Source organism: Bacteroides luti, from assembly GCF_900128905.1.
In the GTDB taxonomy this organism is placed as follows: Bacteria; Bacteroidota; Bacteroidia; order Bacteroidales; family Bacteroidaceae; genus Bacteroides; species Bacteroides luti.
In genome coordinates this window covers 1-21537 of the sequence record NZ_FQTV01000027.1, presented here as the reverse complement: position 1 = coordinate 21537, position 21537 = coordinate 1, and the positions used below count along the sequence as shown (strand labels likewise).

At 36.1% G+C, this 21537-nt stretch carries 20 protein-coding genes; 12 read left to right on the top strand and 8 right to left on the bottom strand.

Annotated features, from left to right (window positions below; all coding sequences use genetic code 11):
- Window positions 1–156: 156 nt before the first annotated feature.
- From BUC21_RS15970 to BUC21_RS15955, 4 genes are all read left to right on the top strand, one after another.
- Window positions 157–1497: a tetratricopeptide repeat protein gene (locus BUC21_RS15970; RefSeq protein ID WP_073404273.1), complete on the top strand. Its 1341-nt coding sequence runs from the start codon at window positions 157–159 to the stop codon at window positions 1495–1497.
- Between the two features lie 168 nt (window positions 1498–1665).
- On the top strand, window positions 1666–2352 hold the full coding sequence (locus BUC21_RS15965; RefSeq protein WP_139261496.1) for a TapB family protein: 687 nt from the start codon (window positions 1666–1668) through the stop codon (window positions 2350–2352).
- 380 nt (window positions 2353–2732) lie between these two features.
- Window positions 2733–3533 (top strand): LiaI-LiaF-like domain-containing protein, encoded by an 801-nt coding sequence (locus BUC21_RS15960; protein WP_073404269.1) that lies wholly within the window; start codon window positions 2733–2735, stop codon window positions 3531–3533.
- 3 nt (window positions 3534–3536) lie between these two features.
- Complete coding sequence (locus tag BUC21_RS15955; RefSeq protein ID WP_083547737.1) at window positions 3537–4421, top strand: LytR/AlgR family response regulator transcription factor; 885 nt, start codon at window positions 3537–3539, stop codon at window positions 4419–4421.
- A 104-nt stretch (window positions 4422–4525) separates the two neighbouring features.
- On the opposite strand, the gene BUC21_RS15950 is transcribed toward BUC21_RS15955, so the two are convergent.
- From BUC21_RS15950 to BUC21_RS15940, 3 genes are all read right to left on the bottom strand, one after another.
- Window positions 4526–5923 (bottom strand): C1 family peptidase, encoded by a 1398-nt coding sequence (locus tag BUC21_RS15950; RefSeq protein ID WP_073404267.1) that lies wholly within the window; start codon window positions 5921–5923, stop codon window positions 4526–4528.
- A gap of 132 nt (window positions 5924–6055) precedes the next feature.
- On the bottom strand, window positions 6056–6598 hold the full coding sequence (gene thpR / locus BUC21_RS15945) for an RNA 2',3'-cyclic phosphodiesterase (protein ID WP_073404265.1): 543 nt from the start codon (window positions 6596–6598) through the stop codon (window positions 6056–6058).
- Between the two features lie 54 nt (window positions 6599–6652).
- Window positions 6653–7675 (bottom strand): hypothetical protein, encoded by a 1023-nt coding sequence (locus tag BUC21_RS15940; protein ID WP_073404263.1) that lies wholly within the window; start codon window positions 7673–7675, stop codon window positions 6653–6655.
- A 224-nt stretch (window positions 7676–7899) separates the two neighbouring features.
- On the opposite strand from BUC21_RS15940, the gene BUC21_RS15935 reads away from it, so the two are divergent.
- Complete coding sequence (locus tag BUC21_RS15935; protein ID WP_139261494.1) at window positions 7900–8310, top strand: GNAT family N-acetyltransferase; 411 nt, start codon at window positions 7900–7902, stop codon at window positions 8308–8310.
- A 134-nt stretch (window positions 8311–8444) separates the two neighbouring features.
- On the opposite strand, the gene BUC21_RS15930 is transcribed toward BUC21_RS15935, so the two are convergent.
- Window positions 8445–8852 carry a pyridoxamine 5'-phosphate oxidase family protein gene (locus BUC21_RS15930; RefSeq protein WP_073404259.1) on the bottom strand — a complete coding sequence of 136 codons (408 nt, stop codon included), beginning with the start codon at window positions 8850–8852 and terminating at the stop codon, window positions 8445–8447.
- A 97-nt stretch (window positions 8853–8949) separates the two neighbouring features.
- Here BUC21_RS15930 and BUC21_RS15925 point away from each other — a divergent pair, with 97 nt between their 5' ends.
- The 3 genes from BUC21_RS15925 to BUC21_RS15915 all read left to right on the top strand — a co-directional run bounded on the left by BUC21_RS15925 (window position 8950) and on the right by BUC21_RS15915 (window position 13749).
- Complete coding sequence (locus BUC21_RS15925) at window positions 8950–9786, top strand: polysaccharide deacetylase family protein (RefSeq protein ID WP_073404258.1); 837 nt, start codon at window positions 8950–8952, stop codon at window positions 9784–9786.
- A gap of 213 nt (window positions 9787–9999) precedes the next feature.
- Window positions 10000–10551 carry a hypothetical protein gene (locus BUC21_RS15920; RefSeq protein WP_073404256.1) on the top strand — a complete coding sequence of 184 codons (552 nt, stop codon included), beginning with the start codon at window positions 10000–10002 and terminating at the stop codon, window positions 10549–10551.
- A gap of 105 nt (window positions 10552–10656) precedes the next feature.
- Window positions 10657–13749 (top strand): beta-galactosidase, LacZ type, encoded by a 3093-nt coding sequence (locus tag BUC21_RS15915; RefSeq protein ID WP_073404254.1) that lies wholly within the window; start codon window positions 10657–10659, stop codon window positions 13747–13749.
- A gap of 81 nt (window positions 13750–13830) precedes the next feature.
- On the opposite strand, the gene BUC21_RS15910 is transcribed toward BUC21_RS15915, so the two are convergent.
- The 3 genes from BUC21_RS15910 to BUC21_RS16500 all read right to left on the bottom strand — a co-directional run bounded on the left by BUC21_RS15910 (window position 13831) and on the right by BUC21_RS16500 (window position 16695).
- Window positions 13831–14256: a TIR domain-containing protein gene (locus BUC21_RS15910; RefSeq protein WP_073404252.1), complete on the bottom strand. Its 426-nt coding sequence runs from the start codon at window positions 14254–14256 to the stop codon at window positions 13831–13833.
- 54 nt (window positions 14257–14310) lie between these two features.
- A complete protein-coding gene (locus BUC21_RS15905) occupies window positions 14311–14769 on the bottom strand; it encodes a universal stress protein (RefSeq protein ID WP_083547736.1) in 459 nt (152 codons plus the stop codon).
- Window positions 14770–14889: 120 nt separating this feature from the next.
- Window positions 14890–16695 (bottom strand): leucine-rich repeat domain-containing protein, encoded by a 1806-nt coding sequence (locus tag BUC21_RS16500; protein WP_073404250.1) that lies wholly within the window; start codon window positions 16693–16695, stop codon window positions 14890–14892.
- Window positions 16696–17184: 489 nt separating this feature from the next.
- On the opposite strand from BUC21_RS16500, the gene metN reads away from it, so the two are divergent.
- Genes metN through metQ form a run of 3 tightly spaced genes read left to right on the top strand, consistent with a single transcriptional unit; the run spans window position 17185 to window position 19689 of the window.
- On the top strand, window positions 17185–18216 hold the full coding sequence (gene metN, locus BUC21_RS15895; protein WP_073404248.1) for a methionine ABC transporter ATP-binding protein MetN: 1032 nt from the start codon (window positions 17185–17187) through the stop codon (window positions 18214–18216).
- 4 nt (window positions 18217–18220) lie between these two features.
- A complete protein-coding gene (locus BUC21_RS15890; protein ID WP_245797152.1) occupies window positions 18221–18862 on the top strand; it encodes a methionine ABC transporter permease MetI in 642 nt (213 codons plus the stop codon).
- Window positions 18863–18876: 14 nt separating this feature from the next.
- On the top strand, window positions 18877–19689 hold the full coding sequence (gene metQ / locus BUC21_RS15885; protein WP_073404244.1) for a methionine ABC transporter substrate-binding lipoprotein MetQ: 813 nt from the start codon (window positions 18877–18879) through the stop codon (window positions 19687–19689).
- Between the two features lie 255 nt (window positions 19690–19944).
- Here metQ and BUC21_RS15880 read toward each other — a convergent pair whose 3' ends face one another.
- Window positions 19945–20793: an SDR family oxidoreductase gene (locus BUC21_RS15880; protein WP_073404242.1), complete on the bottom strand. Its 849-nt coding sequence runs from the start codon at window positions 20791–20793 to the stop codon at window positions 19945–19947.
- A gap of 268 nt (window positions 20794–21061) precedes the next feature.
- Between BUC21_RS15880 and BUC21_RS15875 the strand changes: the two genes are divergently transcribed.
- Window positions 21062–21385, top strand: a complete 324-nt coding sequence (locus BUC21_RS15875; RefSeq protein WP_073404240.1) for a winged helix-turn-helix transcriptional regulator — start codon at window positions 21062–21064, stop codon at window positions 21383–21385.
- Window positions 21386–21537: the final 152 nt, after the last annotated feature.

The window sequence follows — 21537 nt, the reverse complement described above, 5'->3', positions numbered from 1 at the left end:
ATTAGTGCACTTACAATCCTTCAATATATAAACAAGATTAATAACAAACCCATTGGACAAATTAAATATGCATTAATTTAATTCCGCCAACGGGTATTTATAGTTTTTCTTCTATTTCCTTTATGCTTATTTGCTCAAAAAAACTACTTTGATAGTTTGAAAGCTGACCTAAGGAAAAGTATCAATGATTCATTGAAACTACAACTATATATAACTTTAGGCCTTGAATATGGTCCAAGCAACCCTGACTCAGCCATTCATTATGCATTAGAAAATATTAGATTTGTAACTAGTAAAAGAGACAAGCTGCCTATCTGGGCCGACTGGAACAGCAGTTATGTGCTTGGTATGGCTTTGTTAAAAGCATGCAATTACCCCGATGCTCAAAAATTTTTTTTAAAGCAACTGAAACAGAGCGAATCTATTAAGGATACTTTTGGAATATTTCAGGCGTACAGATGTTTGGGTGAGCTCAACCTAAGAGAAGGAAATTACAGAGATGCCATAAAATATTCAAAAATAGGTCTGAAGTATTTTCAGAACAAAAAAGATTCTTGGTGGCAAGGAAATTATTCAAATATGGCATCATGCTTAGCTAAATCTTACGAGGAATTGAACATTCTGGATTCAGCCCTTTATTATGCTCAGATAGGACGCCAGGTAGACTTAACATACTTTGGTAGAAATTCAAATATTTTTTGGGGAAACATTTTTGGAGCAATTTATTCAAAATTAGGGCAACCGGCACTAGCTCTCGAATATTTCAGACTATACTACAACTATATAAAAAATTACCCTGAAGCCATTGAAGCCAAAATCAGTAGTTTTTACGAAACAGGCAAGCTTTTTGAACTATACCATCGACCTGATTCTGCTATTTACTATGCTCGTAAGGCATTTTTGATTAGTCAAAAGAACTCATACAAAATTCATGTTTTTAATTCAAGCAGACTACTCACCAGGTTATTCAAGTCTACCAATCAAATAGACAGCGCGTTCAAATACCAAAGCATTATGATTGAAACTGAAGAATACATGTTCAGCAGAGAAAAGATAAGTCGTATGAATATACTCGAATTCAACGAGCAACTTCGTCAAAAAGAGATAGAAATTACCACAAAGAAGATGGAAGAGATGCGCAACCATCGATTACAGCTAACCATTTTGGCTATATCAATAATCATCGTTATCATTTCGTTCTTGCTATTAAGCAGAAGCATTATAGTAAATCAAAAAATAATTGAATACCTGGGCATCGTTGTTTTATTAATAACCTTCGAGTTTATCGATCAGGTGTTGCATCCCATAATACAGCACACCACCCACGATTCTCCAATTTTAATGCTTCTTATTTTAGTCAGCATTGCCGCACTGCTTGTCCCACTGCATTACAAGTTAGAGAATTGGGCAATAGGCAAGCTAGTAGAAAAGAACAATAACATACGCTTAACATCTGCAAAGAGAACAATTGAAGAATTAGAAAGGAAAAATCCATAAACAACGAACTTTAAAAAACTTATCTATTAAGAATTACAAAAGCCTTAAACATTTAAGGCTATCATTTTGTTCAATTATACAAATTGTGTGTTTGTATGCTTTAACCAAGAGATATAATTATAAAACAGAATTATTCTTAACCCTATTACAAATAAATTCATCAAAACTATGAAAGCACTCTTTTTATTTACAGTGATGTTCTTCGTCGGAATGATATCCCGAAGCGAGGAAATATTCTTTCCATCAAAGGAAGGTACAGTATTGATTTACAAAACATACGATAAGAAAGACAAAGAGGTCAATACGGTGAAGTATACCATCACACATTTAAAAACTACCGGTAACAAAACAGACATAACCTACTTGTGCGAATCGATGGATCCAAAAGGCAAACTTGTTTTCAAGGATGAAATAACCATTCAGAAGGTTGGCGATAAGCTTTACTGTGATATGAGCAAGTTTATCAATAAAGCAGCATTCCAAAAAGATGGTCAGATTCCTGCAGAAGTGGAGATTACCGGAAATAACATGGAGATACCTTCAAATCCAAACCTGGGCGACATGCTTCCCGATGCCAATATTGTGATGTCCATGAGTATGGGAATCATAAAAATGAAAATGTCTGCCGATGTTGTAAACCGGAAAGTGGAATCCATTGAAGATATTACCGTAAAAGGCGGAACATTTAAATGCTGGAAATTTACAAGCGATGTAAACTCATCTGCTATGGGATTCAAGATGAATACTAAAAACGTAGAATGGTATGCCAAAGGAATAGGAATGGTAAAAACCGAATCGTACGACAAAAAGGGCAATCTACAATCGCATACAGACTTAATAGAAGTACAAAGATAAACTCATAATTACAAACTTACTTTCTAACTTTACGATTAATTCTTATTATGTGATTAATTGATCCCCGCTATCTCTACAAGAAACTAATCTTGTAGGGAGGCGGGGATTAAAGTTTTACGGCATATATCAGGCATTAGAGTAATTATCGCTTTATCACTTCTTCTTCAACCATTCACCAATAATTAAAAACCATTGGTCAATGAATTAAATCCATTCGCCAATAAATAAAAATTATTCACCAATAAATTTAGCTTTAAAAGCTATGAAGTTTACCGTCTGTATCCTTCGTTCATCGGGTTAAATCATTATTTTATCGATTTATCCTTGCAAATACCTGATAAACAACCTTACTTTGTCACGAATTAAAAAAATATGTTATTATGGAAAAAACAAGAAAAACGAATCGTTGCAGACACGTAACTCATTCAATTACCTTTTCCCTTCTGTTGATTGTCGCTGGATTAGCCTTCCTGGGTTTTAATCTCGGTTATATATCTACTTCTTATAAAGATGTTATATTCTCGTGGCCAATGCTTATTATTGTATTGGGAATATCTGCTTTTTGCAATAGTAATTTTCGACAAGGAGTTCTACTACTTATTGTAGGCGGATTCTTTATTGTGCCAAGAATTGCCAATGTATGTCCGGGATTGTTGCCAGTTGACAGTGGTAACTTTGTTCATCTTTACTGGCCAATGTTACTTATTGCTGCAGGTGTGTTGTTCATTATTCACAGGTTGATGCCTTCATGTCATGGATATTGTTGTGTAAGCCACAGTGATAATGCCGATTTACGCAATTCAGAAGGATTTGCTTTGTTCGAAAAACATAAAGGAGAAAGAGGTAAAGGATATTTTAACGAACAAAGTGTGTTCTCCAGCGGTAAACATATTGTTCTTGATCCAGAATTCAAGGGTGGAGAGATTAGTACTGTTCTTGGAGATATTTCGTTGGATTTAAGAAAAACAAACTTACCCGAAGGTGATACTTTTCTGGAAGTAAACGTAGTATTGGGAGGTATCAAAATATTAGTGCCTTCTAATTGGAATGTGCAGATAAGGATGGAATCTGTTTTATTTAACTTTGAGGATAAACGATTTGAAGTAACTGAAAATGATAATACCAGACGACTGATTATTATTGGTAAGGGAGTTTTGTCAAGCGGAGAATTAAGAGACTAAAGAATGAACGTTACATACTCTTATTATAAGATTAGTAAAACGGTAAGCTATGTCTTTTTGTGGTGTAGCCTTGCTGTTGTTCATGCAGTGGTAATGCAGCCACTTATTCCTATCTCCTTAGGATGGCTGCTTCTCGACGGTTTTCTTTTTTCTACCTTACTCCTATTTCTTGGCTTAGTATATAAAATCTATGTGCAGAGCAAATTGCTTTCTCTGACTATTTTCCCTCAAACAATTTTCAATTATGTCAGCCTGGGAATATGTACCATGGCTTTATGGCTGGGAGGCGGATTGCTACTTCTTTACCTGTTTGTTCCCGGGAAAGTATTCAGTTCTTTGCTTCCCACTGTTCCGGTAAGGGCATTGATTGGAGCATTAATTTATGCTAGTGCAGCAATCTACGATTATTTAACGCCTGATAAAGAAATAGAGGATGATGAAATTATCGTAAAGGAAAATATTTCTAAGGATTTCACAGCATCTAAGGAGAACTTGACTCCCGATGTATCCTTACCGATAACCGAACCCCTGCCGGCGGATGTACATACAGAAGATGAGATTCTGGAACGTATTGCTATCAGATCTGGTCAGAAGATTCAAGTAGTTATGATTGGTGAAATCTATTATTTTCAGTCCGATGGAGATTACGTTATGATCTTTACCGAGAAAGGCAAATATATGAAGGAACAGACCATGAAATACTTTGAAGAGCATTTACCTAAAAACAAGTTCGTACGTATTCATCGTTCATGCATAGTCAATGTAGAGATGATATCGCGCATTGAATCGTACAATAAACAACAGCAAATGCTTATACTAAAGAATGGGCATCAGATAAAGGCAAGCATTGCCGGATACCGTACATTGAAAGCAGCTTTGCAGTTGTGATAGTACCGTTCAATACTTCAGTCAGCAAACGAGATTCTACAAACAAATAGAGCCTGCACAATTTATGCAAGCTCTATTTTCAGTATAAAGTTATATATTCAGTATTATTCTTCTTCAGCAAACATTGGGTCCCAAGCTGGTAGGCGGATTGGTTTCTGTTTCAGAAGTTCCATAACTTTTGCAGGAACATACTTCTTTTCAACCACAAGGCGGAACATATATTCATTGAACCATTGATCAGTCATAATCAAATGTCCCTGATAACCACTGGCTGCTCCCCAACTATTCTCGACCATCCATTTGTTTGGTTTGCCATCCTTATCAAGATTTACAGCCATCAAAGTCATTGCGTGAGAAGAACCGCTGGCAAAGCTTTGCACACGTTGTTTCTTATCCATGCTGAATGAAGTGCCCATCAAAGAAGCATAATCGTAATTATTGATATCAAGCAATCCTCTGTCAGAGTTAAGGAACTTACCTACGTCGCAAGAGAAGTACATCATGGTGCTGTCTTTAATAGAGCTGATAGCCATCTCTTTTATTTCGTTGATAGGAAGATTTACGTACGTCCAGTTCTTACCATCATAACGATGACGGTCGAAATCAATCTCGTAAGTTTTATAATAATCACGAGTAGGATCGTTCATGAACATCACATAGTTATTAGTGAGATCATTGTTTACGTATTCCTTAAAGAAAGACATAGGAGTATATTGTTTTGTATTTACAGGATTTCCTTTTGCATCTTTCAGAGTCCAGGTAAATTCTGTAGGAGGAACACCTAAGTTAAGAACCAACATACGATAAATAGTACCCAGCATTTCTGTCTTGCTCTTTGCCAAAGCTTCTTTCTTTGCACCTTTTGCAGCTTGTTCGCGAAGCTGTAATCCAAACTCACGAAGTTTCAGTGAAAGAAGATTATCCATCTGGTTCGTGTTATCGCTGCTGTTTGTCTCTGGCATCACTTCTTTGGGAACCAATCCGTATTTGCTCATAATGTCCGATATACCGGTAAACTGTCCGCCGTCACTCAACGGATTCTTGAACAGCCATTCCACCATTTTGTCGTCCATTGGTTTCTTATACGTATCGATTACCCCTTGCAGGAAAAGATTAGATTTCTCCAGCTGATCCCAGAAAAAGCAATAGTTCTGCGAGAACTCGAAAGAACCAAGTTTATACTTGGCAATCATTTTAGCTCTCATCACGTTTAGTCCGGTAAACAACCAGCAACGTCCCGATTTCTTCTGATCGGCAATTCCTTTTGATTCAACTTTGTTGGAAAAATAAGTATCCATACCAGTCAGGTTATCCTGATTCAAGGCAAGTTTCTTAATGTCATTACCCCCGATTGCATTGCGTATAGCCTTGTCGGAAGCCGTAGCCTTATAACTTTGTTTGATACTTTGTAGCATGTCGCTCGAAATGCCCCCGTCACCTTGCTGTGCATTGGCGTAGATTGCCGCAGCCAAAGCAAAGGCCGTTATAAATCTTTTATTCATACTAAATTATTCTCTTGTTTTACAATTCAAGAACAAAAGTAATTATTATGAGGTGTTGAGGCAAATAATTTTAGTATAAATATTTATTAGAAAGCGTTGATAGATAGAATTATGTAATTTAAAAACGGGAAGTTACATTTTTAATCGGGCACGATGTAAAGCCGGATAGATTCGTTTTCCATCCACCTGTTTACTCTCGAATATAATCACTTCAGAGATAGTAAACTGTCCCGGTCGTTTTAATGAGAAGGAAGAGAGATCAACCAACTCTTTAGGACGAGAGAGCAAAGATATATGAGGCTTGAATGGTGACTTCTGCAAAACAAATCCATTCTTTTCCAGTTCTTCGTGAATGCAGGCCCATAACTCAAAAAGTTTATTCACACTACCTCCTACCCCAGCCCATAATGTGTGAGCTCTTGGAAAAGAAGGAAAAGCGCCGAGCCGGTCAATGTGCAGTCTGAATGCTTTATTCTCTAAGGCTATCTTATCAATAATCTTCGCCAACACAGGAATCGATTCATCTGCCGTTTCTCCTAGAAATTCCAACGTAATATGTAGGTATTCCATTGGCTTCCATGAACCTTTAAGTCCCAGTTTCTTCATTTGTAACTGAGACTCAAAAAGAGATTGCTTCACATAAGCAGGCAGATCAACTCCAATGTATATTCTCATAATTGTTTAACCTTTACTGCTAAAACAAAAATAAGAATAAAATAGTTTAAAGAGCTACTGATATTGAATATAAATAGGTCGTGGCTTCAGCTTCATCAGTTCCGGAGGCGTAAGCATACGGTGAGGTGGACGCTTTAAATCGTTCTTGTAAAATAGTTTAAATCCTGTAAATTGCACCGGTTCTCTATAGATATAATCGTGATACGTATCATATTTCAGAACCGGAGCCCCCCAACCGTCCATGTTTATTACAATCTGTACTTCTGGATGCAGTGCTATCTTCTTGTAATTTGTAACCATTCGTTGAGTAAAACGGTGCACAATAAAAACTTTCGGAGGTAGATTATTCTCTTTTACTAATCTGGCCAAATAGTCCGAACAGTAATTAATATCGCTTGCATCGTATGTTCCTATTCTTGTTCCAGGGCGACTGCCATCTTTCATTGAGAATTCAGGATCAATAGCCAGATGTACATGTGGCATTTTCAGGTATTTCTCCAGTAAAGGAACTTCCTCTCTTAAGTTACTAAGAGCGACCTGTACATCTAAAAACACAATAGCGTTACCCATTCGGGCAATAGATAGAGCAGAATCTATCTGAGATTCCGGCATTCGTGTGCGGTACTTACCACCTTTTAATGGAGCACCTTGGGCAACCACGGCTATATAATGAATGGCCGGCTGTACTGGAGTAGACGGATCGGCCTTTTCCCAAGACTTTAATTCTGTATTTAATCTTCTCCATAACTCTTTGGGAGGGTATTCTCCCAAAATTCCCATTCGTTTTGAATAGAGGTTACCATAATAAGCTACAATTCTTTTAAAGGGCAGAATAGCTCCTTTAATAGGATATGGCTGACGCTTTACGGGCCATCGTCCGGTTGTATCACCGTTTGCCAAGGCTTTCAGCCTTTTATTGTAGGCTATGGTATCAATCCCTGCAGGCTTCTTTTCGCTTATTTCTTCTGCTGGGGTTTTATCTGGTTTATAATCTGTTGTGTTTGATTTTGTTTTTAAAGTACATCCAGAAAGGATGCAAACAAGTGCAATGCTTAAGGGAATTAATAGTTTTCTCATATAAAGGTTGCGGACTTATGTATTATTACTAGTAACAAATATAACTATTTTGAGGTGTAAAGACAAATTAAACTGATGATTTTTGATATTGTTTCTCATTCCTGAGAAATTATAATAACTTTGTGTCAAGTTATTGATAGGAATGATGTACAAATACTATTCAATTTAAAGAAATACTAAACCTTTTATTTCGGAAAATAGAATATTAATTAATAAATATTGAAATGAATATAGAACTATCAGAAAAACGGAATATCGATAAAGAGCAGATATTGGAGTTGTACAGAAAGAATGAGTGGTCATCGGCAGAAAAACCGGATGAATTAATTAAAGCGCTGGAAAATTCTCATGCTTTGGTAACAGCCTGGGATGGAGACAAGCTGGTAGGACTTGCAAATTCTCTTTCGGATGGATATTTAGTGGTGTATTATCCTCATTTATTAGTTTTGCCAGAATATCAAGGCAGAGGGATAGGACGAATGATAATGGATAAATTTCAGGAGAAATATGCTTCATTCCATCAACAGATATTGGTAGCTGATGGTGGTGCTATTGAATTTTACAATAAATGCGGGTTCGAGAAAGCAGGAAGCTGCATGCCAATGTGGAAATATAAAGGACACGATCATGATTGAATTCAATCATGATCGGTTATACTTGTTGCACTTATCAGGTTTTTAAAAGAATTGTATTGCAATTATACCAAAGGAACAAAAATCAACATTATTGACACTCCGGTTTTAAAAGAATTGTATTGCAATTATACCTCCTAAACTTCCTTATGAATAAACTCTTTGTCGATCCAAAAAGTAGCATAAGTTGCTTTAAATTTGAGTAAGCAATAATTTGTATCTTCAAATCCATTTGGAAAATATTCAATAAACCAATCCATCCAAAATTGCTTTTTTGTTTCTAAATCGGTTATCACTTCAACATCACCGGTTAGCACTACACTATTTCCGTTTTCAAAATAAGACAGACCAGCTTTAGGGTTTTCCAGGAAATGTTTTACTTTCAGGGAATCCTTACCTGTGGTGAGCCACACTGTTGAAAAACCTTTCGAACTAATTCTTGCCATTGGCACTGGTCTGGGATATCCTTCCATACTAACTGATGCCAGATTTACTGTTTCGCACCTTTGTAACATAGATGCTGCTTTTTCTTCTATTGATTCCATGTGCTTATAGATTATAGTTGCATAAGTATAAAACAATTATCTTTTATGATGGTTCTTTTATTAATAATGCTATATTCGTAAAACAAAAACGAATACTATGAATAAAAAGATAATTATTTTTGAGCTTATTATCGGATTAGTACTAACCGGCTGTAATTATTACTCTCATGGCAAAGATAATGATAATAAACATATTACAGTAAAACAGGTTTCTAAAAAAAATAAAGTAGCCGATAATCAAAATAAGAATACAACTGCCCGAATCTATGCTAAACCGGAGATTCCCATTCTTTGCTATCACCGTATAGAATATGGTAGAAAGAGTTACTATTCTGTAACTCCGGCAACCTTTACTGCACACATGAAAGTTCTTGCCGATAGTGGGTATCATTCTTTTTCACCAAACCAATTATATGATTATCTGGTTTATAACAAATCACTACCGTCTAAACCATTTATGATAACTTTTGATGATTCCAGAGAAGCCCATTTTAATATTGCTGCTCCGGTAATGGAGAAGTATGGATTCAAGGGAGTATTCTTTATAATGACTGTTACGTACAACAAGAAGAATTATATGACGAAGGAGCAGATAGCCCAACTTGCGAAAGCCGGACATACAATAGGATTGCATAGTTGGGATCATGTAATGGTAACTAAATACAAGGAAGCCGACTGGATAAAGCAGGTGATAAATCCTAAAAAAGAACTGGAAAAGATTATTGGCGCTCCGGTAGAATACTGGGCTTATCCCAATGGCGTATATGATCATAAAGGTGCAGTTGAGCTAAGCAAATATTTCAAACTGTCGTTTACACTGATATCCAAACGTGATTCTGTTCAGCCGTTACAAACCATTCGACGAATGATTGTTCCGGAATGTTCGCCTCAAGGATTATTAAAATCAATGCATCGTACTTTTAGTAAGCAGTGATGAATTTTAAGGCTCACTAACGAATCTATAATTTTTATCTAATTAATTATTTGTTCGTCTATAATTTATCATTTACTTTTGTTTCCTACATTTTGATAAAATCTAATAACAGCTATTTTGCGTTTACAACAGTATCAAATACTAAAAATGGATTTGACTAAATCTAGGTTAATAAATAAATGTAAACTAAGATAGCTATGAACAAATTATATAATGAAACGAATATTTATATTTTTAATTTCAAGTATTGCAACTTTAAACATTAGCGCTCAAACAAAAACAACCCAGTCCCTGAATCTTGACCTCTTAGGTTTACAATATTATTATGAGAAACCTTTAAGCAAAGCTCTTACAATCAATTATCATGGAGGTTTAACAGGAAGTTTAGGATATAGCAGCACCACAATTAATTGGGGTGACGATAGTAAATATAGCAGTAACGACTGGCAATATTCTGTAAGAGGTATTGTGGGAACCGACTTCAGATATTATTATAATCTAGCATCCAGAGAAGCCAAAGGAAAAAATACCAGAAAAAACTCGGCAAATTTTCTAGCCTTAGATTTACAATATATCACTCCCGCAATTATTTCGCATGGAGAAAACAAAGAATACATAGCTTTAGTAACTCCATATTGGGGATTGAAAAGAGTCTATAAAAATAATATTCTTCTTGAATTAAATTTTGGATACAATGTTGGAATGCAAGGAGGCGACTGGGGAGGTTCTCCCAAAATAGACCTTAAGGTTGGTTATACTTTTTAGTAATATCTATAATTAGAGTTATTTGGTCTTATTATTAATGCTGAATAGCTTTTTTTTTAGTTTCTTTGTTAACGAATAAATCACCAAAACATATATTATAAAAACATGAAAAAATCTCTCATTACATGTGGGTTGCTTTGTTTTTCAATAGCCTTATGTGCTCAGAAGAACGAATGGAAGGATCCGAATGTCAATCAAGTGAACCGTGCCCCGATGCACACTAATTTCTTTGCCTTTGAATCAACAGATGCCGCATTGAAAGGTTGCAGAAATGCTTCATCCAATTACCTCACGTTAAATGGAATCTGGAATTTTAATTGGGTAAAAAACGCAAATGAACGTCCTTTGGACTTCTGGAAAGTTGGATTCAATGACAAGGGTTGGAACAAGATGCCTGTACCAGGAATCTGGGAAATGAACGGCTTTGGTAAACCTATTTACGTTAATACCGGATATGCATGGCGCAATCAGTTCGAAAGTAATCCTCCGGCTATTCCCGAAGCTAACAATCACGTTGGTTCATACCGCCGTGAAATTACAATTCCTGCTTCCTGGAACGGAAAAGAAATATATGCTCACTTCGGTTCTGTAACTTCTAACATGTACCTTTGGGTAAATGGCAAATATGTTGGTTATAGTGAAGACAGCAAACTAGAGGCTGAATTTGATCTTACCAAATATCTTAAACCTGGTAAAAACCTGATTGCTTTCCAGACTTTCCGCTGGTGCGATGGAAGTTACCTGGAAGATCAGGACTTTGCACGCCTTTGCGGTGTAGCCAGAGATTGCTATTTGTATACTCGTAATGCTACTCATCTGGCAGATATTCGTGTTACTCCTGATCTGGATGCACAATATAAGGATGCAAAATTAAATGTAGAACTTCAGCTTACCAAGTCTGCACAAGTAGAACTTAATTTACTCGATAAAACGGGAAAACAAGTAGCTTCAACTACCGTAAATGCTTCCGGAAAGAAAACAGTGACTCTTAATGTTTCCAATCCTTTGAAATGGACTGCAGAAACTCCAAACCTTTATACCCTTGAGGCAATTGTGAAGAGCGGAAATAAAGTGCAGGAAGTTGTGCCTGTTAAAGTTGGTTTCCGTAAAATTGAAATCAAGAATGCTCAATTGCTGGTTAACGGAAAGCCGGTTTTATTCAAAGGTGCCAACCGTCACGAAATGGATCCTGATAAAGGATATTATGTATCTCGGGAACGTATGATTCAGGATGTTCAAATAATGAAGCAAATGAACATTAATGCAGTTCGTACATGCCACTACCCTAACGATAACTTCTTCTATGAATTGTGCGATAAATACGGTCTTTATGTCATTGCCGAAGCCAATGTAGAATCTCACGGAATGGGCTATGGTGAAAAAACACTGGCAAAGAATCCGTTGTATGCAAAAGCACATCTGGAACGTAACCAACGTAACGTTCAACGCGGGTTCAATCACCCTTCTATTATTTTCTGGTCTTTAGGAAACGAAGCTGGTTTCGGTCCTAACTTTGAAGCATGTTATCGCTGGATAAAGGCTGAAGATAAATCCCGTGCGGTACAGTACGAGCAGGCTCGTCAGAATGAGTTTACTGATATTTTCTGCCCAATGTATTACACTTACGATAATTGTAAGAATTATTGCGAGAACAATCCTAAAAAGCCTCTTATACAATGTGAATATGCACACGCTATGGGTAACTCAGAAGGTGGTTTCAAAGAATACTGGGACCTTGTTCGCAAGTATCCAAATTACCAGGGTGGATTTATTTGGGATTTTGTAGATCAATCTTTTCACTGGAAAGACAAGAATGGAAAAGACATCTACGGATACGGCGGCGACTTTGACCGCTACGATGCTTCCGACAATAATTTCTTCGATAATGGCTTGATTAACCCTGATAGAGTATGGCATCCACATGCTTATGAAGTAGCACACATCTATCAGTCAATATGGGTTAAACCTGTTGATCTTCAGAACGGAAAAGTATCTGTTTACAACGAAAACTTCTTCCATGATCTTTCAGCTTACCGTATGGAATGGCAATTGCTTGCTAATGGCGAAGCAGTACAATCTGGTGTAATTAATGATCTTTCAGTAAAACCACAGGAAACCAAAGAGGTTCAGTTGAGTTATGACTTGAAAAACCTTTGTCCAAAGAAAGAACTTCTTCTTAATGTATCATTTGTTTTGAAACAAGCAGAGAATCTTCTTCCGGCAGGTTATTCAGTAGCTAAGAATCAATTGAGCATTCGTCCATATGAATTCCCTGCAGCAGAGTTGAAGAACCAAGATAAGAGCAACGTAGAAACTCAAAATCCCGTAATTCGTGATAACGACTGGAACTACCTTATTATAGATGGTGCCGATTATTCTGTTGAATTCAATAAATTCACCGGATACCTTACTAAATATACCGTTAAAGGAACCGAACTTATGCAAGATGGAAGCGAACTGAAGCCAAACTTCTGGCGTGCTCCGACTGATAATGATTTTGGTGCAGATCTTCAGAAGAAATATATTGTATGGAAAGATCCTCAAATCACACTTGTTAAGCTTGATAAAGAGATAGTAAACAAACAAGCTATAGTACGTGCTGAATACGATATGAAAGCCGTAAACGCTAAGTTGTATCTTACATACGTAATCAATAACGAAGGAGCTGTAAAGGTTACTCAGAAAATGGTAGTTGATAAAAAAGAAGGTGTTTCTGATATGTTCCGTTTCGGTATGCAGATGCAGATGCCCTATCAATTCGAGATTTCTGAATTTTATGGTCGCGGACCACAGGAAAACTATTCAGACCGTAACAACTTCTCTAACTTGGGTATTTATAAACTTACAGCTGATGAGCAGTTCCATGCTTATATTCGCCCTCAGGAAACTGGTAACAAAACCGATATCCGTTGGTGGAATCAGGTAAATGTTAGTGATAAGGGACTTTCAATTCATTCAGATGCACCGCTTTCTATGTCGGCTTTGCATTACACAATCGAGGGGCTGGATGACGGATTAGAAAAAGACCAGCGTCATGTAACTGATGTTCCGAAAGTGAACTTCACCAATGTTTGCATTGATAAAGTGCAGATGGGTATGGGATGCGTAAATAGCTGGGGAGCACTTCCTAGAGAAGAATACCGTTTACCATTCAAGAACTATGAATTCAGTTTTATATTGTCACCTAAGGTAAATTAAGAAAAAACTAATTAGTGTATTTAGTATATGGGGTTGCTCCGATTTGGAACAACCCCATTTTATTATTAGTAATATCAGCAATTATGCGTCTTTCAGTGCTTTCAATATTGCTTCTTTAGTAAAGCTCATAGCACTTTTTACGCCACATCCCACAATCTCTTGGGGCGATTCAAACTTTTTATTCAGCTTAATACCTGCTAGCTTCTTATTATTAGCTTTACTCACAGCAATCTCAAAATTCTGCCAGTTCCTGTAACCAATATCCTCATGAAATTTGTTCTCTTTATTAGCATCTTTTCCTGTTATAACAAACGTATAATCCGTTTCCTTTATTTTGCTTGTTATAACCTCTTTTGCATGCATTATATCCTCCTTTTTCACTTCATTTGGAGACAAGCTACTAAAGCAAAATTCAAAATCAGGATTAGTATTCCATTCCTCTAACATATGCCTGTATTGACGGTCATTCTCATGATCGTAACTAACGAAAACCTTTTTCCTTACCATTACAATAAAATTTAAGTGATTGATAGTTGAAATGCCAGATACTTTATACTACATTTATTTGTTTTCAGTTTTTATTGGCACAATGAAAAGAGGCACCTTAGTTTTCTTCAACACCGCTTTTGCATCGTCTCCCATAATAATATTTTCGAACCAGTTCCGGCTATGTGCGCCCAGAACAATAACATCCGCGTTAATTTCTTCTGCAGCTTCCAGTATTGACTGAGCAATTACTCCCTCTTTAATCATAGTGTGAATCCATTCGTCACCAAGATGCTTCTTTATCTCATCGAGGAAATAGTGCATAGACATTCTCAGATCTTTAATATGATCAAGCTGAATTTCGTAAGCAGAATAATATTCAACGTAGTAAGTGAGATGTTCATATATCACGTGCAACAATGTGGTTTCAGCATTCATGGCTTTAGCCAATGAATAACCAGCTTCAGCAACACTTTCAGCAGATTTGTCATAATCCAGTGCTATCAATACTTTTTTTATTTTGTTTGTCTCCATCTTGTTTAGATCTTAAATTGTTATTTTAAATCTATTATATAACTCCTATTAACTAAACAATTCAGTGTTTATAAAGATTGATAGATATGATAATATTAACATATAAAAGCAAGAACATTTTTACAAAGCTACTTTGAATGACTTATTTACTATTTTAATCAGATAAGTATGATTGACGGGAAGATAAAATCTAATAATATCATCCGTAGCCTTTACTTTCTGCAATAAAACTCCAACCTCTGAATAGACAGAAATAGCATCTCCATATTCGGTTCCTGAAACCACTATTACATTACTTTCTGTATAAACCTTAATATTTTCTGCTTTAATTTGAGTTGCTGCAGTTTGTTCTTCCTTTATAATATTCGCAAATTCACTCCATACAGTTGCATTCCTATAAGCTGTTAAAGCTTCCATGGGAACATATAATTTACAGATAATTTTATCTACACCATTGAAAGCAGTTGAATATGCACTGGGCGGAGTCAATGCTTTACTATGTATTTCAGTTAAGCCTGTACAAAAAGTGAATGCTTCGTCATCAATAGAATTTACACTAAACGGAATGGTTATAGAGGTTAGACCAGTACAATATGAAAAAGCATTATTCCCAATAAAGGTTACACTATCAGGCATTTTAACTGAAGTCAAACCTTTGCAACCAGAAAATACTCTTTCATAAATATTAGTCACTCCATTGGGAATATTCACGGAAATCAAACTATCACACGAATAAAAAGCCCAGTTTCCAATAGAGGTTACATTGTCAGGAATAGTAACAGACTTTAATCTGTTGCAAAAAGAAAAGGCATTTTCACCAATGGAAGTTACACTATTAGGAATAACGATTGCAGATAGCCCGGTACAATAAGAAAAGGCATAATTTCCAATAGAAGCCACATTACCAGGAATTGTAACAGAAGTCAGTCCGGTGCAATTATAAAAAGCATAATAACTGATAGAAGTCAGGTTATTGGGAATAGTTACCGAAGTAAGCCCTCTGCAGTTATAAAATGCATTATTGCCGATATACGACACATTATCAGGAATAGTAATAGATGTAAGACCAACGCAGCCATTGAAAGCATTGTTACCAATGGCATTTAAGCTATTGGGAACAGAGATTGACGTCAGCCCAGTACAATAAGAAAAGGCACCATCGCCAATTGAGTTCACATTATCAGGAATTGTATATACACTAGATTTTGCAAAAGGATAAGCAATGAGCTGAGTTTTGTTTTTATTGAATAAAACACCATCCAACGAACTAAAAACAGTATTATCTTTCGAAACAATAAAACCTATTAATCCTTTACAATCAGAAAAAACATTATAGCCGATAGATGTTACACTACCTGGAATAGTTATTGAAGTAAGCCCCGAGCAGTAAGAAAATGCATTATTACCTATTGAAGTTACACTATTAGGAATGAGGACAGATGTTAAGCCTGTACAACTAGCAAATGTATTATTACCTATCGATAAAACGCCGTTAGGTATAATAACTGAAGTTAAACCTGAGCAACGGTAAAATGCATTATTCCCAATACCAATTACATTATTGGGAATAGTAACAGATGTTAGCTTGAATAACTGATAAAAAGCATAATCAGGTATTATATTTGCCGAGGCAACCTGGAAAACACCAATTCTGTCGATATAGTAACTTCCGCCTACCTCAATATTAACATCAGCCATATTAATGACAGACAGTTTAGCCATGCTGCGTATCGTACCAATATCAACTCCATTAATACTTCCTTTGATGGTTAGGTCTGTAATTACATCCTTTTGAGATCCTAGTTGGGTACTCAAATTGCCGGCTGTAACATTTACTGTATCAGAAACTACTTGAGCATGCAGACCAAGACTTAACAATATACATGCTATTCCTAATATGTATTGATAAAGAGTAGTTGACCTCATAATAAAACCATTCTACCTATATCAACAAATATAGAATGATAGTAGTTGTTTAATAATTATGTATTTAATTCATTTTAAATCAATTATTTACCAATAAATCTTTATTATATTTTATTCATCTTTGAAAAAAACAAAGAATTGTTAGCTATCATAATATTCAAGTTATTAATAAGATAAACTACTTATTTACAAACAGATATATCAAAACAAAATAAATAAATAAATAAAGTGCGAATATATAATCCACTTAATGTTCAATAATATCTCTGGCGGAGATCCTACAAATTATTGGCGAGACATTTTTCGTTTGATGTACATCTAAGTATACGTTTGATGTATATCAAAAGCATGCTTAGATGTACATCAAACACATACTTAGATGGGGGTCATAATTATAAAATATAACCTATTTGTGGTATTTTACTAATGAGAAATTAACCATATCTTTGCAACAGTTTTTAAAACACAATAGAGATTGGAACAAACTATATGATAGAATTAAAACATGTAACAAAGATATTTCAACAGAAAGACAGGATAACTGCTGCTTTGTCTGATGTTTCACTCACCGTTCCTGAAGGAAAAGTTCTGGGTGTTATAGGCGAATCGGGTGCGGGAAAAAGTACGCTAATAAGATGTGTGAATTTGCTTGAACGACCATCGTCGGGAGAAGTCTTTGTTGACGGACAAAATCTGATGGAGCTTTCTTCATCCGAATTGGCTAAAGCCAGACGAAATATCGGAATGATTTTTCAGCATTTCAATTTGTTATCTTCGCGAACTGTATTTGATAACATTGCTTTTCCGCTTGAACTGGATAAAACGCCGAAAGCTGAAATCAAAGCAAGAGTAAACGAGCTTCTTAAACTAGTGGGGCTGGAGAAAAAAGCAAACGACTACCCTTCTAAGCTATCCGGCGGACAAAAACAAAGGGTAGCAATTGCACGTACATTGGCCAGCAACCCTAAAGTGCTGCTTTGCGATGAAGCTACAAGTGCGCTCGATCCTGCAACAACGCATTCCATATTATCATTGCTAAAGGAAATCAACCGGCAAATGAACATCACCATCTTGCTGATTACCCACGAAATGGAGGTTGTGAAAGATATTTGTGATGAGGTTGCCGTTCTTCACACTGGAAGACTGATTGAACAAGGAAGTATATCGGAAATATTTTCTACTCCAAAGAATGAATTAACAAAGCAACTGGTAAACTCTTCCGTAAGGATACAAATTCCACTGGATTATCTGGAAAGATTAAATCCCGAGCCAGAACAAGGAAAGAATCTGCTTATTACATTAGAAATTTCGGGGCAATCTATGGCTAATGCAGCATTGTCCGAGGTGGCACGGCTTTACCATACAAACAGTAACATTGTTTGTGGGCAAATGGATTATGCCGGAGGAGCAAAATTCGGAATATTACTAATAGAACTTATAGGTAATAATGAAAATGAGCTTAAAGCGGTTGAATTTTTTAAAGAGAAAAATATAAAGGTAGAGGTTTTAGGGTATGTATAATTCAATGATTGATCTTTTAATTAAAGGTACATGGGAAACTATTTTCATGACCTTCGTCTCCGGATTTTTCGGTTTCGTACTAGGGCTTCCAATCGGCGTTTCACTTTTTATCACAAGAAGAGGACAGATTGAGGAAAATAAAACAGTCAACAGTATATTATCGGTCTTAGTGAACATATTCAGAGCTATTCCGTTTATCATTTTGATTGTCTGGATGATTCCGTTCACACGTATTATTGTAGGAACATCTATTGGAGTAGCTGCGGCATTGGTTCCGCTAAGTATTGGAGCTGCCCCATTCATAGCCCGTATGGTGGAGAATAGCTTGCTGGAAATACCCAACGGACTGATAGAAGCTTCGCGCGCTATGGGAGCCACTCCTCTTCAGATTATAAGAAAGGTATTACTTCCAGAAGCGTTGCCTTCACTTATAAACAGTGCTACAATCACTCTTATTACACTTGTAGGTTATTCTGCAATGGGTGGAGCTGTTGGAGCCGGTGGCCTGGGACAAATAGGTTATCAATACGGATATGTGGGATATGATCTTACAATAATGAATATTGTATTGTGTTTGTTAGTGGCATTTGTATTCCTTATTCAGTTTACCGGCGATTTTATTTCCAAGAAAGTTGATCATAGATAAAAAATAATAAAATTATGAACAGAAAACATTTTTCATTTATAGCACTAAGTGCGATCTGTCTTTTCTTTTTCGCTTCATGCGGAGGGAAAAAGAAGGATGATCCAAACCATATTATTGTGGGTGTAGAATCGGGACCGGAATATGTCGTAGCTCAGACTGCTCAAAAGGTAGCAAAGGAGAAATACGGACTGGATGTAGAACTTGTACAGTTTAATGATTTCATTATGCCAAATACTGCACTTCAGCAGGGAGATATTGATGTAAATGCTTATCAGCACAAATTATTCCTGGACGACCAGGTAAAACAACGCGGATATAAATTTGCCATTGTAGGGCATACATTCATTTATCCTCTTGCCGGATATTCAAAGAAAATTAAGTCGTTGAGTGAATTAAAGAACGGCAGTACCATTGTAATACCTAATGATATCACTAATGGCGGACGCGCTTTATTGCTGCTTCAGAAAGTTGGTTTACTAAAACTTAATGACAAAGCTGGATTTATTCCTAAAGTAGTTGATATTACAGAAAACCCAAAGAGTTTAAAGATCGTAGAGTTAGAGGCTCCCCAACTTCCACGAGTATTAGAAGACGCAGAAGTAACCATTGCCATTATTAATAATACATTTGCAGCACAAGCCGGTCTTTTACTCAAAGATGGTTTGTTTGCCGAAGATAAAGATTCTCCTTACGTAAATCTAATTGTTTCCAGAGAAGATAACAAGAATGCCGATAAAGTGAAAAAGTTCGTCCAGGCTTTCCAATCTGATGAGGTAGCCAAAACAGCTGAAGAAGTATTCAAAGGTGGAGCAATAAAAGGCTGGTGATAAATGTGCATAAAAAAAATAATGCACATTGCACTGAAAGTTCTTTTTATCATGGATAGCAAATCTTGCCGAATATATACGAACACAGATCTGCCCCTGGTTTATATTAAAGTAACATATAAGGAGGAGTTTCTGAGACAAGCAAAGTAGTCAATAGAAATAATCTATTGACTTAAATATATAAACTTAAAGGCAACTGATGAATAAAGCTATCAGTTGCCTTTTTAATTTATTATCTGAATCAACAATGAACGACTAGTATGCTAATGCATCAGCAACAACTTTGGCTAAAGATGTTGTAGGATGTCCAATTAATGCAGAAAGCTGCTTAGTGTCATCAAACAGATCATCTTTAGATGCACCAACATCCCATACGGCAATAGCCTGTGCAAGACCTTCCGGCAAGCCAAGGCTTTTCAGGATATTAGCATATTCTACTTCCGATAAGTTGTTATATGGAATATTCTTCCCCGTCTGGCGAGATATTTCAGCTGCTAAATCGGTCAATGTATATGCTTCATCTCCCGCCAATTCATAAACTTTACCTACCTGACCTTCGCCCGTCAAAACTGTAACAGCAGCTTCAGCATAATCTGCACGAGCCGCAGAAGCTATTTTACCATTACCAGCGCTTCCTATAAATGCCCCGGCAGCAACAGCTCCTTTTACAGAACCTGTATAGTTTTCAGTATACCATCCGTTACGTAATACTGTATGCGAAATTCCCGACGCCTTTAAAGCTGCTTCTGTTGCTAGATGCTCTTCGGCAAGACTTAGAGTAGATTTATCAGCATGAAGTAAGCTGGTATATACAATCCATTTAACTCCTGCTTGTTTAGCTGCATTAATTACATTACTATGTTGTAAAGTACGTTGCCCTACTTCACTACTCGAAATCAGTAATAAATGATCAATGCCCTGCAACGAAGTTACCAGATTCTCCGGCTCATTATAATCAAATGCTCGGACCTCCACTCCTAAGTCTGCAGCCTTATCCGGTGTACGTACTAAAGCTACAATATTTTCTGCCAATACTTTCTCTTTTAATTTTTCTACTACAATGCGACCCAATTGTCCTGTCGCTCCTGTTACTCCAATTTTCATTTTTAATTTCTTTTTTAGTTCTTAATAATATGAATTAAGTTAGAATTGCCAGCTCAATAAAATAATCCTTTGAAAGGAAAAAATAATAATTTATTAAACTCTGACATCTTATGCTATAGTTAAATAAGCACAAAACAAATAGACAGTTTATACAGCTAACTAGCTTTGTATCTACTTTTGTTACGCAAAGTAACTAATAATAGTATATATTTGTAACAGGTTACTTTTACGTAACAGATAAAATAGCAGTAACCAATTAGTAACCATTATGGCAAAATCGGAGAAAAAAATTAATTGTCCTGTCACAGCTACTCTTGAGCTGATAGGTGGTAAGTGGAAAACCATTATTTTATATTGTCTTTCGTCAAGTACAAAGCGTTTTGGCGAAATAGCTGTCCGTATACCAAACATCTCGCGAAAAGTACTCACGGAACAACTAAAAGAATTGGAAAATGATGGATTGATTTTGCGAGAGCACTACAAGGAAATTCCTCCACGTGTAGAATATTCATTAACCGATCTTGGAAAAAGTCTTTCTCCGGTATTTCATGAATTAGAAATATGGGGAACCGAAAATGTATTGAATAAATAGAAAATTGGATTGATCTCAGGATTTCGGTATAATCCGGTATAAGCCCCAATAATTAATGGCTCAGTATAAAAAGTTGTGGGATAAGTGTTAATTCTTTATCTTTGAACAATGAATAAAATGAATTCTCCTAGCATCGCTGAAGTTCTATCATT